This is a genomic window from Aeromicrobium sp. (assembly GCF_032084975.1).
Lineage (GTDB): Bacteria > Actinomycetota > Actinomycetes > Propionibacteriales > Nocardioidaceae > Aeromicrobium.
The window spans coordinates 26,404-43,586 of record NZ_DAMDLR010000008.1; the positions used below are offsets into that span (position 1 = coordinate 26,404).

Consider the following 17,183-nt stretch of genomic DNA (forward strand, 5'->3'; position numbering starts at 1 on the left):
CGGCGTGACATCGCTAGGGCAGCAGATCCCAGTACTGCTTTCGGGCCGGCATCGCATGAATCACCAGCTCCTCGCCGCTCTCGAAGATCAACACGACCGTCTCGAGCAAGCGCGCCTGTGTGTCGAAGCCCAGCCGCAACTCACGATGCGGCCACTCGTCCTCGTCCAGAGGCTCGATCCACTGCGACCAGCCAGCTGCCTGGACGGCGTCCTCAGGCAACACTCCGTGCTTGAGCGCGCTCGAGTGGACGTTCACGCAGCGAAGTCAGCCAGCGCACGCCGGATCGCTTCGGATCGGGTCAGGTGCTCTCGCTCGGCGATCGCGTCCAAGGCAGCGATCTCCTCGCCCGTGAGACGGACAGCAACGACCTGCATCGGCTCAGCTCCACGCCCAGGCCGACCGCGCCCGCGGCGCTTCAACTCCCCGACGTCATAACCGGCCTGAGCCTCGTCAGCCCACTTCTCGATCTGTTCCTCGGTGACCATGACCAAATCGTATGACGAAAATGGCGTGGGTGGTAGTGAGCAGCGGATAGTTCTGCGTCCCCGGCTGCAAGAACGGCCATCCCCTCATCCCCGGTTCACAAGGCCACTAAGGCGGGCGAACCATGTGGGCCGTCGCGTGGGACTTCGGAGGATTGACGTCACTAGCCCAACAGTCACGGCAGGATTAGCGCGTGAGCACTCTGTGGGCAGGCAAAGGCGGTTGGACGCTCACTCGAGATCACGACCGGCTGATTCTGGTCGCCGAGGGGGTGACCACTGAGTACGTTGGCGTCGACGCTTCCCGCCTTGCTGTTCGGCGAGGGTGGTTCCGCGGAGTCCTCACCGCGGACGGTCCCACCCCCCTAGAGCTCAAGGGTCTTCAGCGACGTCAGATTCAATGTGTACGGACGGCGATCAACGAGATCGTGGTTCGAGGCAAGTTCGGCGCACGTTTTCCACGTGCCGCCCTCTCCCGAGCAGCGTTCGATCAAGTGCTCAACAGCCATCTCGCCCAGCAGCGCTGGATCGCGCATGACACAGCCAAGAGAATCCTGACCGGGATACCAACGAGCTCCGAGCTCCTGGTCACATTGACTCCCACGGAACTCTCGACTCTGACGCCGCTGCTCACAGACGACGAGCGCCAGACCCTCGACTTCCTCGACGACGACCACCGGTCGCGAGTCGCCGCGACCAACGATGAAATCCTCCGGCGTGAGGCGGCCACTCGAAAGTCGTTCTTCGACAGCGTCGAGAGATCGCCGCTGACGGCGGAACAGGTGAGCGCGGTGGTCACCTTCGACAACCGCGTGCGCGTCATTGCCGCGGCCGGGTCTGGGAAGACGTCGGTCATGGTCGCTCGGGCCGCTTATGCGATCGATCGCGGTTTCGTCCCCGCCGATCGCATCCTCATGCTTGCATTCAATGCCGACGCGGCCCGAGAACTCCAAGAGCGAGTCAACGCTCGGCTCGCCATCCTCGGCCTACCGACGGTCGGCCTCCGCGCCAGCACGTTTCACGCGTTCGGACTCTCCCTCATCGGCAAGGTGACGGGACGGAAACCGAGCATCGCGCCGTGGGTGGAGAGCGGGAAAGACACATTGAAGATCGAGGAGATCGTCGACGAGCTTCGCGAATCCTCCCCTGACTTCCGGTTCAAATGGGACGCGTTCCGACTTCTCTATGGCCGGATGTCCGACGAGCCGGATGGCGGCGAACCCGACAGCTACGATCGGTCCACGCGACTGACTGGCTTCCAGACGTTTCGCGGCGAGACGGTGCGCAGCGAGGGCGAGAGGCTCATTGCCGATTGGCTCTTCCTCAACGGCGTCAACTACGACTACGAGCGCCCGTACGCACACGACGTCGCTGACAGCGATCACTCGCAGTACCGGCCCGACTTCTTCTACCCGGACGCGCAGGTCTGGCACGAGCACTGGGCGCTTCGTGCTGACGGCACGCCTCCTGCGAGCTTCACCGGCTATGCAGAGTCGATGCGCTGGAAGAAGCAAATCCACCAGCAGTACGGAACCACGCTCGTCGAGACGAAATGGCACGAAATCATCGACCTCAGCGGTTTCGATGCGCTAGAGAGGGATCTCTCTGATCAGGGCCTCCACCTCGATTGGAATCCCGACCGACCCATCCCCGGCGCGAAACCACTCGAGCACGAGAGACTTGCACGGCTCGTCCGGACCTTCATGTCGCACGTGAAGTCCGGCTCCTTAACCCGAGAGGACCTGGAGGCCCGACTCTCGGATCAGCCCAAGCGAAACAACCCCCGCACCAGACTGTTCTTGGACCTCTACTGGCGCATTCATGACAGGTGGCAAGCAGAACTCCGCGCGATCAACGCCGTCGACTTCGACGACATGCTGTTGCAGGCAGCCGAGCTCGTGGAGGGTGATCCCGATCTCGCACGCTACGACCTCGTGATGGTCGACGAGTTCCAGGACACCAGTCGGGCCCGCGCCCGGCTCACCAGAGCACTCATGCAAGGAAACGACAAGCACTTGCTCGCGGTCGGCGACGACTGGCAGGCGATCAACCGGTTCGCTGGTGCTGACCTGTCAGCGATGACCGACTTCGCCTCCTACTTTGGCCCCGCCCAAACTCGCAGGCTGCAAACGACATTCCGCTGCACCCAGACCATCGCTGATGTCGCCAGCCGCTTCGTCTCACGCAACCCGGCGCAAATCGCGAAGACCGTCAAGTCCGCCCGCGGCGACGGCGGTCCGCCGGTGACGATCGTGCGGGTCCCCAACCGAGAAGCCATCCCAGGTGCGGTCCAGGAACACCTCACCAAGCTCGCGACTGAGAATTCAGGTATCAGCGTCGATGTGCTCGGCCGCTATCGCTTTGAGCAGGACCTCGTACGCAGGCGCGAGTTTCCCCAGCTCGACGTCACGTTCCGCACCGTTCATCGGTCGAAGGGCCTCGAAGCCGACTACGTAATCCTGCCCAATCTGACGGCCGGCACCTTTGGCTTCCCCAGCCAAATCAGCGACGACCCTGTGCTCGCCCTCGCCATGTCCGATGACGACGGCTTCCCTCACTCAGAGGAACGGCGACTCTTCTACGTCGCGCTGACGCGCGCCCGCCACGGCGTCACGATCTTCACTGTCACCGGCCTTGAGTCGCCCTTCATTGTCGAATTACTCAAGGACCCGGGAGTGGTGATTGATGGCGCAGGAGCCACCACCGAGGACGTTCTCGTGTGTCCGGCGTGCGGCCAAGGAACTCTCGTCCGCCGCAAGGGTCCCTACGGGGACTTCCTGGGATGCAGCCGTTTCCCGAAGTGCCGACAGACGGCGCGGCTCTGATGCCTGTTCTGGCCAGTGCCACAATCGGTAGGTGAGCATCCCTGCGGCGCGGTTCGTACCGCGCCAGAACCTCTGAGTGATACACGAGAGTGATACACGAAGCCCCGAAAAGGGCGAAACTTGGCGAATTCGGCCGAAACGGACCGGCTCTGATTATCGCTGCAATACCGGCATTATCACTGATTCGTCGCACGATTTCCGAGAGCGTTACCCCTGATGGCACCAGTGGCAGGCGGCATACCCGACGCTCAGCAGGATCGGCAGGTCGCGGCGCTCGGCCTCGGCCAGCGCCTCCGGGCCCCACTCCCACCAGTCGACCGGGTTGTCGGCGTGCTGGCGCAGGTAGGGCGACTGGGACTGGGCGAGACGATTGGGCACGACTTCACGCTAGTCGCGACCGCGAGGACTCGCTGGCCCCGCGATCCGCCACTCGCGACTCCGGATCGTCAGGTGGCCAACCCACGGCGCCGCTCCCACCAGCCGACGGCGAGCATGACGGCACAGGCCAGCGCCCATCCCGCGGCGATGTCGATGACGTAGTGCTCGGCGTAGTAGACCAGCGCGAACCCCATGACAACCGGGTAGAGCAGCACGGTCCACCGCCAGGGGCTGCTCAGGCGATGGATCGTCCACAGCGCCACGAGCATCGCGATGCCCCCGTGCAGCGACGGCATCGCCGCGACGGGATTGCCCACCTTCGCGAGGATGACGTGGAAGCCGCCGAGACCGAGGTCGGACCAGCCGCGCCCGGTGAGGCGGGGCAGGCTCTCGGCGATGTAGCCCTCCTTGGACGCCAGCCACGGCGGCGCCATCGGGTAGAGGATGTAGACCACGAGGCCCGCCACATTCATGACCAGGTACCGGCTCAGCCAGGCCGCCCAGTCGGCACGGTTGCGCACCCACAGCACGAGGGCCAACGTCATCGCAACGACGAAGTGGCTGTAGTAGACGGTCGTGAAGAGCACGTCGTACCACCGGGGCGACGACGCCCTCAGGCACGGCTCGCCGCACAGGGCGTCCTGCAGGTACTGCGTGGGCAGGTCCTGGCCGCCGGTGAGCCAGCTGTCGACGTGGATCGGCATCGTCCAGCTGACCGTGGTGCCCATCAGCTCGTCGCTCAGGCCGCGGCTGTAGAGGTACACGATCAGCACGGCGAAGACCGGCCACCAGTCCTTCGCGAAGGCGAGGTGGACGCTGGCCGGGGACCCCCAGCGCCAGGCGATCACCGCGAGCCACATCCAGGCGAACATCTGGAACGGGTCGGTCGGCACCCCGATGGTCACGATCCACGCTGTGAGCGCCACCGCGAACACGGCGACGGCCACCGGACGCCAACGGGACGGACGCACCCGGGACGCGTCGGTCACCGCAGGCTGCTGCAGGCTCATCGACGTTCCTCACGTTGGGGCGGGCGCTGGGTCGCGCCGGTCCGCGCGACCGCGGACTTCCCCCACCGGACGTTATCGACGTTCCGCGACATGGATCAAGGTTTCGCCCCTACAGATGTCCCGCGCCCACGCGCGAGGCGGTACAGCACGTGCCGCCGCAACGGGCTGTCCGGCGCCAGCGCGGGGTGGTCGAAGTCGTCCGCCGGGTCGCGGGTCAGGCCGAGGCGCTCCATGACGGTCCTCGAACGGGCGTTGCCCGCCGCGGTGAACGAGACGATCTCGGGCAGCTGCAGCTCGTCGAACCCGAAGGCGAGAGCGGTTCTCGCGGCCTCGGTGGCGTAGCCGTGCCCCCAGGCCCAGCGCGAGAGGCGCCAGCCGACCTCCATGCGCGGGCGCCCGGCGACGATCTCGGTGATCTGGGGCGGCACGGGGTTCAGCCCGGTGAAGCCGGCGAAGCGGCCGCAGTCGACGACCTCGACCGCCCACAGGCCCCACCCGTGCTGGTCGAGCCGAGCGGCGATCCGGTCGGCGAGAGCGTCGCTCGCGGCCCGGTCGAGCGTCGTCGGGAAGTGCCGCATGACCTCGGGATCGCCGTTGAGACGGGCGAACGGCTCACGATCCTGCGGGCGCCAGGGCCGCAGGAGGAGACGCGAGGTCTGCAGCGAGGTCACACGGACGGAGGCCGGTCACCGTCGGTGGACTCGGAGTCCTGCTCCTCGCCCTCCCACGGCTGACGTGCCTTCTTGGCCATCCGCGCGAACGACCACAGCAGCAGTCCGATCACGATGAACAGCCCGAGCGTGTACAGGCCCGCGAGCCAGCCGATCGACTGGTTGCCGTCAGGGTCGATCTCCTGCGCGGCCAGCACCGCGATGTCGAGCATGGTCACAAGGGGAGCCTAGTCCTGCTCGTGGCCGCACCACTGGTCGGCCGGGACCATCGCGCGAGCCTGCTCGATGTGCTCGCCACAACCCTGCCACGTCGTCTTGCCACACTTCCTGCACGGAGCCGGAGAGCACATACGAACGATCCTCACTGCTGAAACTGCTGGAACAGATGCCGAACGAAGCCTAGGCGATGCCCGGTGAGGACCTGTGGACAGCCGTTCGACAGCTCCCCGCATCCCTCGGGAGGCTGACCGCATGCGCCGATTCCTGTGCTCCGCCCTGATCCTCCTCACCGTCGCCGCCGGCTGCGGCCGCGACCCCGAGAAGGAGGAACCGGACACGCCTGTCGAGGTCACGCGACTGACGAAGCTGGCGCAGGCACCTGAGGTGGACCTCGATCCCACGGACGCGCCCGCCCCGCCCCGAGGGTTCTCGCGCACCGATGTGATCGTGCTGGCCACGCGCCTCGTCGAGGCGGTGGAACGAGCATCGACGGCCGACGCCGACGCCGCCGCCACCGCGCGCGACGCGGTCGACCACACGTTCGCCGGCCTCGACATGCGTTCGCGCGTGGACATGACCAAGGCGCTCGAGTCCGCCTCGCGGCACTACCGGCGCATGCCGGTCGCGTGGACCGTGGCCGATCGGTGGGACCCCGGCCATCGCCCGGCCCGCCCCGCGCGAGTCATCAAGGCCGCATGGCGCGTCGAGGTCGAGAACGCTCACCTCGGCGTCACCCTGCAGACCGTGCACGCGTCGATCGACCCGCACGGCCATGCGATGTTCGTGCGCCGCACGTGGGGCCTGTGGAACGCCGAGCCGCAACGGGCACCGGCCAGCCAGACCTACCTCGACTTCGCCGCCGGCGTCACCGGGATCGACCGGTGCCACGTCGTGGCGACAGGACGCTTCCGACCGGAGCAGAGCACGGCGCGACTCGCGAGGCAAGCGCGGTACCTGCGCGACGATCTGACCGCGAAGGGCGTCACCCAGAGCTCCGACACCGACTTCCGCCGCGGCTGCGATTGAGTCAGCGCAGTCCGGCGAACAAGTCGTCCTCGGGGACCGGAGCGTCCACGAAGGACCGGACGAGCTCGTAGTCCTCGGTGGGCCACGCCTCGGCCTGGACCTCGCGCGGGACGGCGAACCAGAAGCCGTTGGGGTCGATCTGGGTCGCGTGCGCGATGAGCGCCTGGTCGCGGACCTCGAAGTAGTCGCTGCAGGGGACGCGGGTGGTCAGGCGTTTCTCGTGCTCGGGGTCGATCTCACGCTTCTCGAGCCAGTCCTTGTACGGGGACTCCAGACCGTGGCGCTCCATCGCGGCGTTGATCGACTCGATCCGGGCCCGCGACCAACCGTGGTGGTAGTAGAGCTTCTTGGCCTGCCAAGGCTCGCCCAGCTCGGGATAGCGCTCGGGGTCGGCCGCCGCCTCGAAGGCGTACACGCTGACCTCGTGGCACTTGATGTGGTCGGGGTGGGGATACCCGCCGTTCTCGTCGTACGTCGTGAGGACGTGCGGGCGGAACGAGCGGATGAGCCGGACCAGGGGCGCGGCCGCCTCCTCGAGCGGCACCAGGGCGAAGCAGTCGTCCGGCAACGGCGGCTTGGGGTTGCCCTCGGGCCAGCCCGAGTCCACGAAGCCCAGCCAGTCCTGCGTGACGCCCAGGATCTCGCGCGCGCGGTCCATCTCGTCGCGGCGGATCTCGGCGATCAGCTCGGGGTTGTCGATGATGCCCGGGTGCTCGAACGCCGGGTTGAGGATCGAGCCACGCTCTCCGCCGGTGCAGGTGACGACGTGGACGTCGACCCCCTCGGCGACGTACTTGGCGGTGGACGCGGCACCCTTGCTCGACTCGTCGTCGGGATGGGCGTGCACGTGCATCAGGCGCAGTTTGCTGTCTCCGGCGTTCTCGACCACGTCGAACAGTCTTCCACGCCCCTGAGACAATGGGTGCCGTGACCGACCTCGATGCCCGCTACGGACGCCACCGCCGTTCCACGCCGCGCTGGTTGTGGCCCGTCGTCGCGGCGATCGGCATCACGCTGGGCGTCGCCTGGGCCGCCTGGGCGTCGTGGTCCGACGCCCCCGCCCACCAGGCCCGCGTCCACTCCTACGAGGTCATCGACGAGAACACGACCAAGGTCGACCTCGAGATCTTCCGCGACGAGCCGATCGCCCTCACGTGCCGCGTCTACGCCCAGTCCGAGGACAAGATGATCGTCGGCGAGAAGACCATCGAGGTCCCGGCCTCCGACGACGAGCAGGTCCGGGTCGTGACCGAGATCCTCACGGAGCGACGGGCAGTCACCGGAGTTCTCGACTCCTGTGACCAGAAATGATCTGCTGGTAGAGTAGGAGTTTCACCCCGGGAGGTCCCGGGGTTTCGTACGTAGTGAGGAGTACAGCCATGTCGACTGAGACCATCTGGGTCACCCAAGAGGCCTACGACCGACTCGTCGCCGAGCTCGCCCGCCTCAAGAACGAGGTCCTGCCCGAGATCACCCAGAAGATCGCCACCGCGCGCGACGAGGGTGACCTGAAGGAGAACGGCGGCTACCACGCCGCTCGCGAGGAGCAGGGCAAGACCGACGCCCAGATCCGCCAGCTCGAGGACCGGCTCCGCCGCGCCGAGGTCGGCGAGGCCCCGGCCGACGACGGCCTGGTCGAGGCCGGGATGAAGGTCACGATCCGCTTCGAGGGCGACACCGACACCGAGACCTTCCTGCTCGGCTCGCGCGAGCTGCTGAGCATGGACTCCAGCGTCGACCTCGACGTCTACTCTCCGACCTCGCCCCTGGGCCAGGCCATCACGGGATCGTCCGCTGGCGACACCGTCAGCTACGAGGCGCCCAACGGCAAGCTGCTCACCGTCGAGATCGTCGAGGCGAAGCCCTTCTGATCCGCGTGCCACCGTCCCGGTGGCCCAGCAGCGCCCGCCACTGTCGCAGTGGCGGGCGCTTCTGCGTCCAGGAGGCGTGCCCTCAGATCGGCTCGTAGCCCAGCTCGTCGAGCCGGCGCCAGACCTCGGAGCGATGCTCGGGCCCACGCGTGGCCACCTGCAGCGCCACCTCGACCTCGCGGACGCCGAGTGCCTCGGACCCGCGGTCGTGGTGGACGTTGAGGATGTTGACGTCCATCTCGGCCAGCGCCGTCAGCAGCCGCATGAGCTCGCCGGGGCGGTCCGAGATGCGCACGCGGAACATGAGGAAGCGGCCGCCGGAGGCGAGGCCGTGCCGGATCACCTCGAGCAGAAGCAACGCGTCGATGTTGCCGCCCGACAGGATCGGCACGATCGGTCCGGTGAAGCGGTGCGGCTCCTGCAGCAGGGCGGCGACCCCCACGGTGCCGGCGGGCTCGACCAGCAGCTTGCCCCGCTCGAGCAGGCCGATCAGCGCTTGGCTCATCGACTCCTCCGAGACGGTGACGACCTCGTCGAGGTGCTCCTGCAGCAGCTCGAACGGGACCTCGCCGGGTCGGGCCACCGCGATGCCGTCGGCCATCGTGGAGCCCATGTCCGCCAGGACGGGCATGCCCTCGGCGAGCGAGTCGGGGTAGGCCGCGGCGGCCTCGGCCTGGACGCCGACGATGCGCAGGTCGGGTCGCTCGGACTTCAGCAGGGCGATGCCCGCCGCAAGCCCTCCCCCGCCCAGCGGCACGAGGATGGTGGCGACGTCGGGCAGCTGCTCGATGATCTCGAGGCCCACCGTGCCCTGGCCGGCCACGATGTCGGGGTGGTCGAAAGGGTGGATCAGCGTGGCGCCGGTGCGCTCGGCGAACTCGAGCGCCGCCTCGAGGGCCTCGGTGACGCCGCTGCCGTGGAACTCGATGTGCGCCCCGTACCCGCGGGTGGCCTGGACCTTGGGCAGCGCGGCCCCGTGCGGCATGAAGATCGTCGCCTCCGCGCCCAGCTTGGCCGCGGCCAGGGCCACGCCCTGGGCGTGGTTGCCGGCGCTCGCCGCGACGACACCGCGTGAGCGCTGCTCGTCGGTCAGGCGCGCGATGCGCGTGTACGCGCCGCGGATCTTGAACGAGCCGGCACGCTGGAGGTTCTCGCACTTGAGGTGGACGTCCTGGCCCGTGAGTGACTGGAGCCAGCGTGAGTGCGCCAGCGGCGTGACCTCGTTGACTCCGTCGAGGAGTTCGCGAGCCGCGCGTACGTCGTCGAGGTCCACGTCCCCACCCTAGGCCGTGGCCGGCGGGGGTTCGCCGAGGTCGCGGGACTCATCGCCCAGGAGTCCGTCCGTGGCGACGGGCTCGCCCTCGGCGAGGTGTCGCACGACGCTGTTGACGCACGCGGCGAGGGGCACCGCGAGCAGCGCACCGACGATCCCGGCGGCGACCACGCCGGCGGCGATCGCCAGCAGGATCGCCAGCGGGTGCAGGGCCACGATGTGGCCCATCAGGAACGGCTGGAGGACGTGTGACTCGAGCTGCTGGACGGCCACCACCCCCGCCAGCATGAGCAGCGCCGTCACCGGCCCGTGGGCCACCAGTGCCACGAGCACGGCGACCAGCCCTGAGAGGAACGCACCGATGATCGGGACGAACGCGCCCAGGAAGACCAGGACGCCGATCGCAGCCGCCAGCGGGACCTGGAGCACCAGCGCCACGGCGGCGATCCCGACGGCGTCCACGAACGCGACCATCACCGTGGCGCGCACGAACGCGGTGAGCGATCCCCACGCCGCTCGGCCGGACGACATGACCCGAGGGCGAGCCCCACGCGGAAAGAGTGACACGGCCCACGACCAGATCCGGCCACCCTCGTAGAGGAAGAAGAACAGGCTGAACAGCGCGATGAAGAAGCCGGCGACGAAGTGGCCGATCTGGGTGCCGACGGCGGTGGCCTGCGAGACGACCTCGCGGTCATTGGTCCCACCCGCGTCCTGCGCCCTCTTGATCCACTCGGCCAGCTGGGCGTCCGAGAGGTTCAGCGGACCGTTGCGTGCCCAGTCGCGCAGCTGGTCGACTCCCTCGACGACGCTCTCGCGCAGGTCGTCGAACTGCGTCGACAGCTGTTGACCCACGAGGCCGAACAGTCCCACCAGCGCGGCGAGCAACCCCAGGACGATGATGAACGTGCCGAGGAGACGCGGGATGCGGTGCTTCTCGAGCCAGTCGACCCCACCGACCAGCAGCGCCGAGAGCAGCAGCGCGATCGCGACGGGCACGGTGACCTCGGAGAAGTGGGCCAGCAGACGCAGCACGAAGTACCCGGCAGCACCGACCAGCACGATGCGCCATGCCCAGGCGACCGCGATCTCGACACCGATGGGAACCTCGTACCGGCGGGTTCCCCGCGATGCCTCGTTGCTCACGATCCGAGGCTACGGGAACACGGCGACACCGCTCGGCGTTGTGCAGGTACTACAGGAGGTCACATGCGATTCGGATTCGACAAGACGACGCTTCCCACCCCCGAGACGGCCCTGCCCGGACGGGACACGCGCCCCTTCGCCGTCGGCGACCGGCACCTGGTGACGGGCAACCCCATCGAGACGGACGGACCCGAGGGCTTCGGCGTCGCCGTGTTCGGCCTGGGGTGCTTCTGGGGCGAGGAGAAGACGTTCTGGGAGCAGCCCGGCGTCTGGTCCACCTCAGTCGGCTACGCCGGCGGTGTCACGCCCAACCCGACCTACGAGGAGGTGTGCACGGGCCGCACCGCTCACGCCGAGGTCGTGCGCGTCGTCTTCGACCCCTCGGTCATCTCCTATGCCGACCTGCTCAAGGTGTTCTGGGAGAACCACGACCCGACGCAGGGCATGCGCCAGGGCAACGATCGCGGCTCCAACTACCGCTCGATCATCCTGGCCACCACGCCCGAGCAGCTGGCCGAGGCCGAGGCCTCCCGCGACGCGTACCAGCGGCAGATGAGCGCCCACGGCTACGGCCAGATCACGACGCAGATCCGTGAGCTGGACGACTACTGGTACGCCGAGGAGGCTCACCAGCAGTACCTGGTGAAGAACCCGTACGGCTACTGCCCGCTGCACGCGACCGGCGTCAGCTACGCCTGACCGCATGGGCTGGAGCCGCGCCGAGCTGGAGTCCTTCGCCGGCCGCACGATCCCGGACCTGATCCCCGACGATCTGCAGCTGCTGTTCGTCGGGATCAATCCGGGCCTCATCAGCGCGGCGACCGGGCTGCACTTCGCCCGCCGGGGCAACCGGTTCTTCCCGGCGCTGTTGAGGGCGGGTCTCGTGGACACGATCGATCCTGCCGATGCGGCTTCGCAACTGCGTGCGCGCGGCGTCGGCATCACCAACATCGTGGCCCGCGCCTCGGCCCGCGCCGACGAGCTGGACCCCGCCGAGCTCGTCGACGGTCGTGCACGCCTCGAGCAGGTGGTGCTCGAGCACGGTCCGCGCGTCGTCGCCATCGCCGGGATCACGTCCTACCGCACCGCGTTCGGGCGCCGGAGGGCCATGGCCGGACCACAGCCCGACTCGATCGGCGATGCGCGACTGTGGGTCGTGCCGAACCCGAGCGGCCTGAACGCCCACGAGACCGTGGAGTCGCTGGCTGGCGCGTACGCCGACGCCGCCCGGGCCGCCGGGGTGCTCTGAGTCTCCCGGGCTCGCCGACAGGCCGGATGCGGCGGCCAGGGACGGCGGCTCAGTGGGCGACGGGACAACCCGGCGCCACCGCGTCGGGGCCGGCGTCGACCTGCGGTTCCTCCGCGACCGGCGTCGGCGTGCGCCGCGTCAGCGTGAGGTGGAAGCGCCGGGGCACGATCGTGAGCCGCTCCTCGATGCTGAGCTCGTACGACGGGTCGCCCTCGATGTCGTACCGGTGCAGCAGTCGCGCCAGCACGAGGACGGCCTCGTGAAGCGCAAACTGGCGGCCGATGCACGCCCGCTCCCCCGTGCCGAACGGCTTGTAGACGTTCTTCATCCGACCGCGGGAGTTCTCGGGAAGGAACCGGTCAGGGTCGAACTCCTCGGCCGTCGGGCCCCACGCCTGCGGGTCGCGGTGCGCCATCGGCAGCACGATGAGCGCCCAGTCGTCCGGGGTCATGACCACCTCGTGCGGGGTTCCCGCCGCGATCGTGGTGGTCTCGCGCGGGGATCGCGCGAAGGCCGGCGCCGTGGGCCACAGCCGCAGCGCCTCATCGAGGCAGCGCCTCACGTACCGGAACTTGGGCACCTGCTCGAAGGTCGGCTCGGCGTCGGGGTCCTCGCCCAGGAGCGCATCCACCTCGGCCTGCGCCTTCGCCACGATCTCGCGGTTGCGCGACAGGTAGTAGAGGACGAAGCTCAGGGCCCCGGACGTCGTCTCGTGGCCGGCCACGAGGAACGTCAGGATCTGCTCGCGGATGTTCTGGTCGTCGAGCAGGATGCCCGTCTCGGGGTGCGGCTCGTAGAGCATCCGGTCCAGCAGGTCGTCGTGACGCTCCCCGGTCTCGCGCCGCTCGCGCACCATCTCGTCGACGAGGTCGTCCACGTAGGCGCGGAACTCCGCGTTCTCCTCGTCGATGCGCCGGGCGATGCGCTTGCCGCCGGGCACCGAGTCGAGCGAGCCCTTCTGCATCCCCGTCATGAGCGCGGCCACCATCGCGTCGACGAAGGGATGGCGCTCACGCGAGGTGAACGAGCCGAAGTCCCGGCTGAAGGCACAGCGGCTGATCGTCTCGAGCGTCAGCTTCGTCATGTCGGCCGTGACGTCGATCGGGCCCGTGACGTCGTCCCACACGGCGAACATCTCGTCGACGGTCTCGAGCATCGTGTCGTGGTACCGGCGCATCGCCGACTTCGCGAAGGCGGGCATCAGCACGCCGTGGGCGGTGTGCCAGTTCTGCTCCTCGTCGTACGCGGTGAAGAGCGCGTCGCCGACGAACTCGCGCAGTGACACCAACGCCGGCGGCAGGTTCTTGTGGAACCGCGTCTCGTCGCACAGCTCGGCCGCCAGCTGCGCGTCGGCCACGAACACGAACTTCTGCGCGAACACCCGGACCTCGAAGATCGGTCCGAGCCCCCGGCCGAGCCGCATGATCGTGGTCAGCGGCGTGTTGTTGCGCATCTGCAGCGCGTCGTACGCGATCGGCCGTCGACCGGGCGGGTGCGGGAACCGGTGGCCGCTCCAGCTGTTCTTGACCTTCAGCAGACTCATAGACCGGCCTTTCCGGAGAAGCGCGCGACGAGGCGCTGGTAGCGAGGGCCCGCGATCCGGGCCAGGAGGTCGATGGCGCGAGCGTCGGCGCCGATGAGCACCCGCACCTGACCTTTCGCGACGCCGTCGAGGATGACCTGGGCCGCGCGGGTGGGGCTGGTCCGGGCGACCTTGTCGAACGATGTGGCGAGCGAGTCGTGATCGAGTCCGTCGACCTGGGCGGCGTTGCGCGCGACGTTCGTCCGGATGCCACCGGGGTGGACGCACGTCACCTTCACCGGCCGGCCTCGGGCCTTCATCTCCATGGCCAGCGCCTCGGTGAACCCGCGCACCGCGAACTTGGCCGCGTTGTACGCGCCCTGGGTGGGGACCGAGATGATGCCGAAGACGCTCGAGATGTTGACGACGTGGCCGTCGCCCGAGGCGATGAGGTGAGGCAGGAACGCCTTCGTCCCATTGACCACGCCCCAGTAGTCGACGTCCATCACCCGCTCGAGGTGCTCGAAGTCCATTGCCTCGATGTCGCCGCTGAAGGCGACGCCGGCGTTGTTGTAGACCTGGTGGACCACGCCGAAGTGGGCAGCCACCTCGCTCGCGTAGGCGAGCATCCGCTCGCGCTCGGCGACGTCGACGTGGTCGGCCCGCACCCGCGCTCCGGCCAGCATCCGCTCCGTCTCGGCCAGGCCCGTCGCGTCGACGTCGCTGATCGCGACCGCCGCGCCGCGAGCCGACAGCTCAAGCGCGAGGGCGCGTCCGATGCCCGAACCGGCGCCCGTGACCACCGCGACCTTGTCCGTGAAGTACGTCATGTCCACCTCCAGATACCGACAGTATCTGAGTTGGGCCGTCCGTCAACGGTAACTCCCAGTTACCTTGACACTGATGCTGTCACGATCGTGATTCAGCGCCGGACGCGCGGCCGGAGCCGCACGTGCGGCAGCGGCGGAGCCGGGATGACCACGTCCCCGTGGCCCTCGACACGCCCGAATCGCGGCAGTAGCGCCTGCCAGTCCTCACGCGCCGCCACGATCTCGTCGTGGGTGCGTCCGATGAAGTTCCACCACATCACGATCTGCTCCTCGAACGGCTCGCCGCCGATCAGCATGACGATCGTCGGCTGCCGGACCTCGACGGCCAGAGCCGCCCGTCCTGGCGCCAGGTAGCGCAGCGCCCGACGGGAGACGGACTCCCCCGCGACGGTGATGTCACCGTCGACGGCCAGCACGCCGTACTCGAAGTCCCGGTCGAGACCGAGCTCGTGGCGACCCGGTTGCAGCGTCAGCTGGACGCCGACCAAGGGCGTGTGGACCGTGGCCTTCGACTCGGCCCCCGCGAACCGGCCGACGAGCACGACGCCCTCCCATCCGTCCCCACCGACGCGCGGCAGGTCGGGATGGTGCTCGAAACCCGCCGGGCCCAGCCGCCGGTGGTCGGGCAGCGCCACCCACAGCTGGACCCCGTGCATGGGCCCCGGGTCACTGAACTCGGAGTGCGAGACCCCGTCGCCCGACGTCATCAGGTTCAGCTCGCCGGGCTCGAGCACGACGTCGTTGCCGAGGCTGTCGCGGTGACGGATCGATCCCTCGATCGGCCACGTCACGGTCTGCAGCCCGATGTGCGGGTGCGGCAGCACCTTCATCGGGTGCTCGGTCGGGCCGAAGTGGTCGACGAAGCACCACGCGCCGATCAGCGGCAACGGCCGGCTGGGCAGGGTGCGGTGCACCGTCAGTCCACGCAACCCACCCAGGGGGACCTCGCGCGGCTCGATCGTCTGGTCGTGGGTCATACGACCAGTCTGGACCTCAGCCGCTCGACTGTCTCGGGTCGACCTCCCGCGTTCTGGAACCATCCGCGGGCGCCGCCGGGATGCTCGTCCCACGTGTCGAGGACCGCCGTGATCGCCTCGACGGGCGTCGCGAAGTACTGGGTGGGCACGGCGGCACGCCGCGCGCCGAACAGCCGGCGGAAACGGGCCTCGATCTGCTCCTCGTGCCGGGCGGTGACGAGGTAGTCGTCGACGATGTCCTCGCGCTTGGCGCCCAGCAGCGCCAGCACCATCGCGATCGAGACGCCGGTGCGGTCCTTGCCCGCAGCGCAGTGCACGAGCGTGGGACCGGACGCCGAGGCGACCGTGTCCACCACGTCGACGAGGTGCTCGGCCGTCGTGCGGAGCATGAGCCGGTAGAGCTCGGCGAGGCTCTCGGGCGGAGCGACTCCGGGGCGAAGGGCGCTGAGCAGCGGGAAGTTGCGCACCGTCACGCCGTGGCCCGACAGCGGGTGGACTGGCTCGGTCTCGGCGACGGATCGCAGGTCGATCACGACGCGGGGCGGCCACGTGATCTCGGGCGGGGCGACGTCGTCCCCCAGCGGCATCGCGCTGCGCATCAGGTGGGCCGGGGCGACGGCGCCGCCCTCGACGGGCGTGCCGCCGAGGTCACGGAGGTTGGGGACGGTCTCGTTCACACCTCCATCCTAGGAACCCGGTCCGACCGTCTGGCCGCCCTTCCTACACTGGAGGGGTGCCGAGCCCCGCGAAGACGACCGCCAAGGCCGCCGCGCGGACCGCGGGGGCCGGCATCGGCACCTATGTCGTCCTGGTCGCGCAGGCCCTGTGGGCACGCAAGCGCATCGGCACGACCACCGACCGCCCGCCGTCCGGCAACGGTCTCTACGGGCACGAGCTGGCGGGCGAGGCGGTCCACTGCCTGCTGCTGGGCGACTCGACGATGGTCGGCTACGGCATGAGGACGGTCGACGAGACTCCCTCGGCCCTCATCGGCATCGGACTCTCGCACATCCTGGACTCGCCGGTGCACGTCCACAACCAGTCGGTGGTCGGCGCTCGCTCCAGCGACCTCCTCGGCCAGATCGAGGCGGCCGAGCATCACCGCCCGCAGATCGCGATCATCCTCGTCGGAGCGAACGACATCACCCACCAGGTGCCGGCCAAGCGCTCGGCCCGCCGGCTGGCCGCCGCGGTGCGGCGCTTGCGGTCGATGGGCACCGAGGTCGTCGTCGGCTCCGTTCCCGACTTCGGCACCGTCAAGCCGCTCCCGGTGCCGCTGCGGACCGTCTGCCGGTACTGGAGCCGCCACCTCGCCCGGCGCCAGACCGTCGCCGCCGTCGAGGCCGGCGCCCGCGTCGTGTCCCTGGCGGACGTGCTCGAGCCGCTGTTCCTGGTGAAGGGCGACGCGCTGTTCGGGGACGACCGCTTCCACCCCAGCGCCCATGGCTACGCGACGATCGCCAACTTCCTGGTGGACGCCGCCGTCACCCAGTGGCGCCACGGCTCGCGCGTCGAGGACGAGCCGATCGAGCAGATGACGCTCGAGCAGGCCGCGGACTGGGCCGCCGAGCACGGTGGCACCCAGGTCGCCCCGGCGCCCCGCGGTCGCCGCTTCGCCGCTGTCCTGCGCTGGCGCCGCTGATGGGGCCCGGGTCGAGCGGTGAGTGAGCGTCCGTTCCTCCGCCCGAACCGACGCTGAGTCA

General features: G+C 68.9%; 20 protein-coding genes. 7 read left to right on the top strand and 13 right to left on the bottom strand.

The annotated features are described in order from the left end of the window. Positions 1-13: 13 nt before the first annotated feature. Both RT323_RS03400 and RT323_RS03405 read right to left on the bottom strand, forming a co-directional pair. Positions 14-256: a hypothetical protein gene (locus RT323_RS03400; protein ID WP_313405035.1), complete on the bottom strand. Its 243-nt coding sequence runs from the start codon at positions 254-256 to the stop codon at positions 14-16. Next, positions 253-486: a ribbon-helix-helix protein, CopG family gene (locus RT323_RS03405; protein ID WP_313405036.1), complete on the bottom strand. Its 234-nt coding sequence runs from the start codon at positions 484-486 to the stop codon at positions 253-255. The genes RT323_RS03400 and RT323_RS03405 overlap by 4 nt, the downstream gene beginning before the upstream one ends. Before the next feature lie 191 nt (positions 487-677). Between RT323_RS03405 and RT323_RS03410 the strand changes: the two genes are divergently transcribed. Further along, positions 678-3,308, top strand: coding sequence for a UvrD-helicase domain-containing protein (locus tag RT323_RS03410; protein WP_313405038.1), 2,631 nt, complete (start codon positions 678-680; stop codon positions 3,306-3,308). 207 nt (positions 3,309-3,515) lie between these two features. On the opposite strand, the gene RT323_RS03415 is transcribed toward RT323_RS03410, so the two are convergent. From RT323_RS03415 to RT323_RS03430, 4 genes are all read right to left on the bottom strand, one after another. Next, a complete protein-coding gene (locus RT323_RS03415) occupies positions 3,516-3,686 on the bottom strand; it encodes a DUF255 domain-containing protein (protein WP_313405040.1) in 171 nt (56 codons plus the stop codon). 68 nt (positions 3,687-3,754) lie between these two features. Beyond that, positions 3,755-4,696 carry a phosphatase PAP2 family protein gene (locus RT323_RS03420; protein ID WP_313405042.1) on the bottom strand — a complete coding sequence of 314 codons (942 nt, stop codon included), beginning with the start codon at positions 4,694-4,696 and terminating at the stop codon, positions 3,755-3,757. Positions 4,697-4,791: 95 nt separating this feature from the next. Next, on the bottom strand, positions 4,792-5,367 hold the full coding sequence (locus RT323_RS03425) for a GNAT family N-acetyltransferase (RefSeq protein WP_313405043.1): 576 nt from the start codon (positions 5,365-5,367) through the stop codon (positions 4,792-4,794). Continuing rightward, the gene (locus RT323_RS03430; RefSeq protein ID WP_313405044.1) at positions 5,364-5,585 is read right to left on the bottom strand and encodes a hypothetical protein; all 222 of its coding nucleotides are present in this window, start codon (positions 5,583-5,585) and stop codon (positions 5,364-5,366) included. The genes RT323_RS03425 and RT323_RS03430 overlap by 4 nt, the downstream gene beginning before the upstream one ends. Positions 5,586-5,838: 253 nt before the next feature. Between RT323_RS03430 and RT323_RS03435 the strand changes: the two genes are divergently transcribed. Beyond that, positions 5,839-6,612 carry a hypothetical protein gene (locus RT323_RS03435; RefSeq protein WP_313405046.1) on the top strand — a complete coding sequence of 258 codons (774 nt, stop codon included), beginning with the start codon at positions 5,839-5,841 and terminating at the stop codon, positions 6,610-6,612. A 1-nt stretch (position 6,613) separates the two neighbouring features. On the opposite strand, the gene mca is transcribed toward RT323_RS03435, so the two are convergent. Next, on the bottom strand, positions 6,614-7,465 hold the full coding sequence (gene mca, locus RT323_RS03440) for a mycothiol conjugate amidase Mca (RefSeq protein WP_313405102.1): 852 nt from the start codon (positions 7,463-7,465) through the stop codon (positions 6,614-6,616). Between the two features lie 74 nt (positions 7,466-7,539). Here mca and RT323_RS03445 point away from each other — a divergent pair, with 74 nt between their 5' ends. Continuing rightward, the gene (locus tag RT323_RS03445; protein ID WP_313405047.1) at positions 7,540-7,923 is read left to right on the top strand and encodes a DUF4307 domain-containing protein; all 384 of its coding nucleotides are present in this window, start codon (positions 7,540-7,542) and stop codon (positions 7,921-7,923) included. Positions 7,924-7,991: 68 nt separating this feature from the next. Beyond that, positions 7,992-8,483, top strand: a complete 492-nt coding sequence (gene greA / locus RT323_RS03450) for a transcription elongation factor GreA (RefSeq protein ID WP_313405049.1) — start codon at positions 7,992-7,994, stop codon at positions 8,481-8,483. 82 nt (positions 8,484-8,565) lie between these two features. Here the strand turns inward: greA and ilvA are convergent, their stop codons facing one another. Both ilvA and RT323_RS03460 read right to left on the bottom strand, forming a co-directional pair. Further along, a complete protein-coding gene (gene ilvA, locus RT323_RS03455; protein WP_313405050.1) occupies positions 8,566-9,756 on the bottom strand; it encodes a threonine ammonia-lyase in 1,191 nt (396 codons plus the stop codon). Between the two features lie 9 nt (positions 9,757-9,765). Beyond that, on the bottom strand, positions 9,766-10,902 hold the full coding sequence (locus tag RT323_RS03460) for an AI-2E family transporter (protein ID WP_313405052.1): 1,137 nt from the start codon (positions 10,900-10,902) through the stop codon (positions 9,766-9,768). 63 nt (positions 10,903-10,965) lie between these two features. Between RT323_RS03460 and msrA the strand changes: the two genes are divergently transcribed. Beyond that, complete coding sequence (gene msrA / locus RT323_RS03465; protein ID WP_313405053.1) at positions 10,966-11,601, top strand: peptide-methionine (S)-S-oxide reductase MsrA; 636 nt, start codon at positions 10,966-10,968, stop codon at positions 11,599-11,601. Positions 11,602-11,605: 4 nt separating this feature from the next. Continuing rightward, positions 11,606-12,151 carry a mismatch-specific DNA-glycosylase gene (locus RT323_RS03470; protein WP_313405054.1) on the top strand — a complete coding sequence of 182 codons (546 nt, stop codon included), beginning with the start codon at positions 11,606-11,608 and terminating at the stop codon, positions 12,149-12,151. 49 nt (positions 12,152-12,200) lie between these two features. Here the strand turns inward: RT323_RS03470 and RT323_RS03475 are convergent, their stop codons facing one another. The 4 genes from RT323_RS03475 to RT323_RS03490 all read right to left on the bottom strand — a co-directional run bounded on the left by RT323_RS03475 (position 12,201) and on the right by RT323_RS03490 (position 16,157). Beyond that, entirely contained in the window at positions 12,201-13,694 is a 1,494-nt protein-coding gene (locus RT323_RS03475) for a cytochrome P450 (RefSeq protein WP_313405055.1), read from the bottom strand. Beyond that, a complete protein-coding gene (locus RT323_RS03480) occupies positions 13,691-14,503 on the bottom strand; it encodes an SDR family NAD(P)-dependent oxidoreductase (protein WP_313405057.1) in 813 nt (270 codons plus the stop codon). The genes RT323_RS03475 and RT323_RS03480 overlap by 4 nt, the downstream gene beginning before the upstream one ends. Positions 14,504-14,595: 92 nt before the next feature. Further along, positions 14,596-15,480: a pirin family protein gene (locus RT323_RS03485; RefSeq protein WP_313405059.1), complete on the bottom strand. Its 885-nt coding sequence runs from the start codon at positions 15,478-15,480 to the stop codon at positions 14,596-14,598. Then, positions 15,477-16,157, bottom strand: coding sequence for a tyrosine-protein phosphatase (locus tag RT323_RS03490; protein WP_313405060.1), 681 nt, complete (start codon positions 16,155-16,157; stop codon positions 15,477-15,479). The genes RT323_RS03485 and RT323_RS03490 overlap by 4 nt, the downstream gene beginning before the upstream one ends. A 56-nt stretch (positions 16,158-16,213) precedes the next feature. Between RT323_RS03490 and RT323_RS03495 the strand changes: the two genes are divergently transcribed. Further along, complete coding sequence (locus RT323_RS03495) at positions 16,214-17,122, top strand: SGNH/GDSL hydrolase family protein (protein ID WP_313405062.1); 909 nt, start codon at positions 16,214-16,216, stop codon at positions 17,120-17,122. The last annotated feature ends 61 nt before the right edge of the window (positions 17,123-17,183 follow it).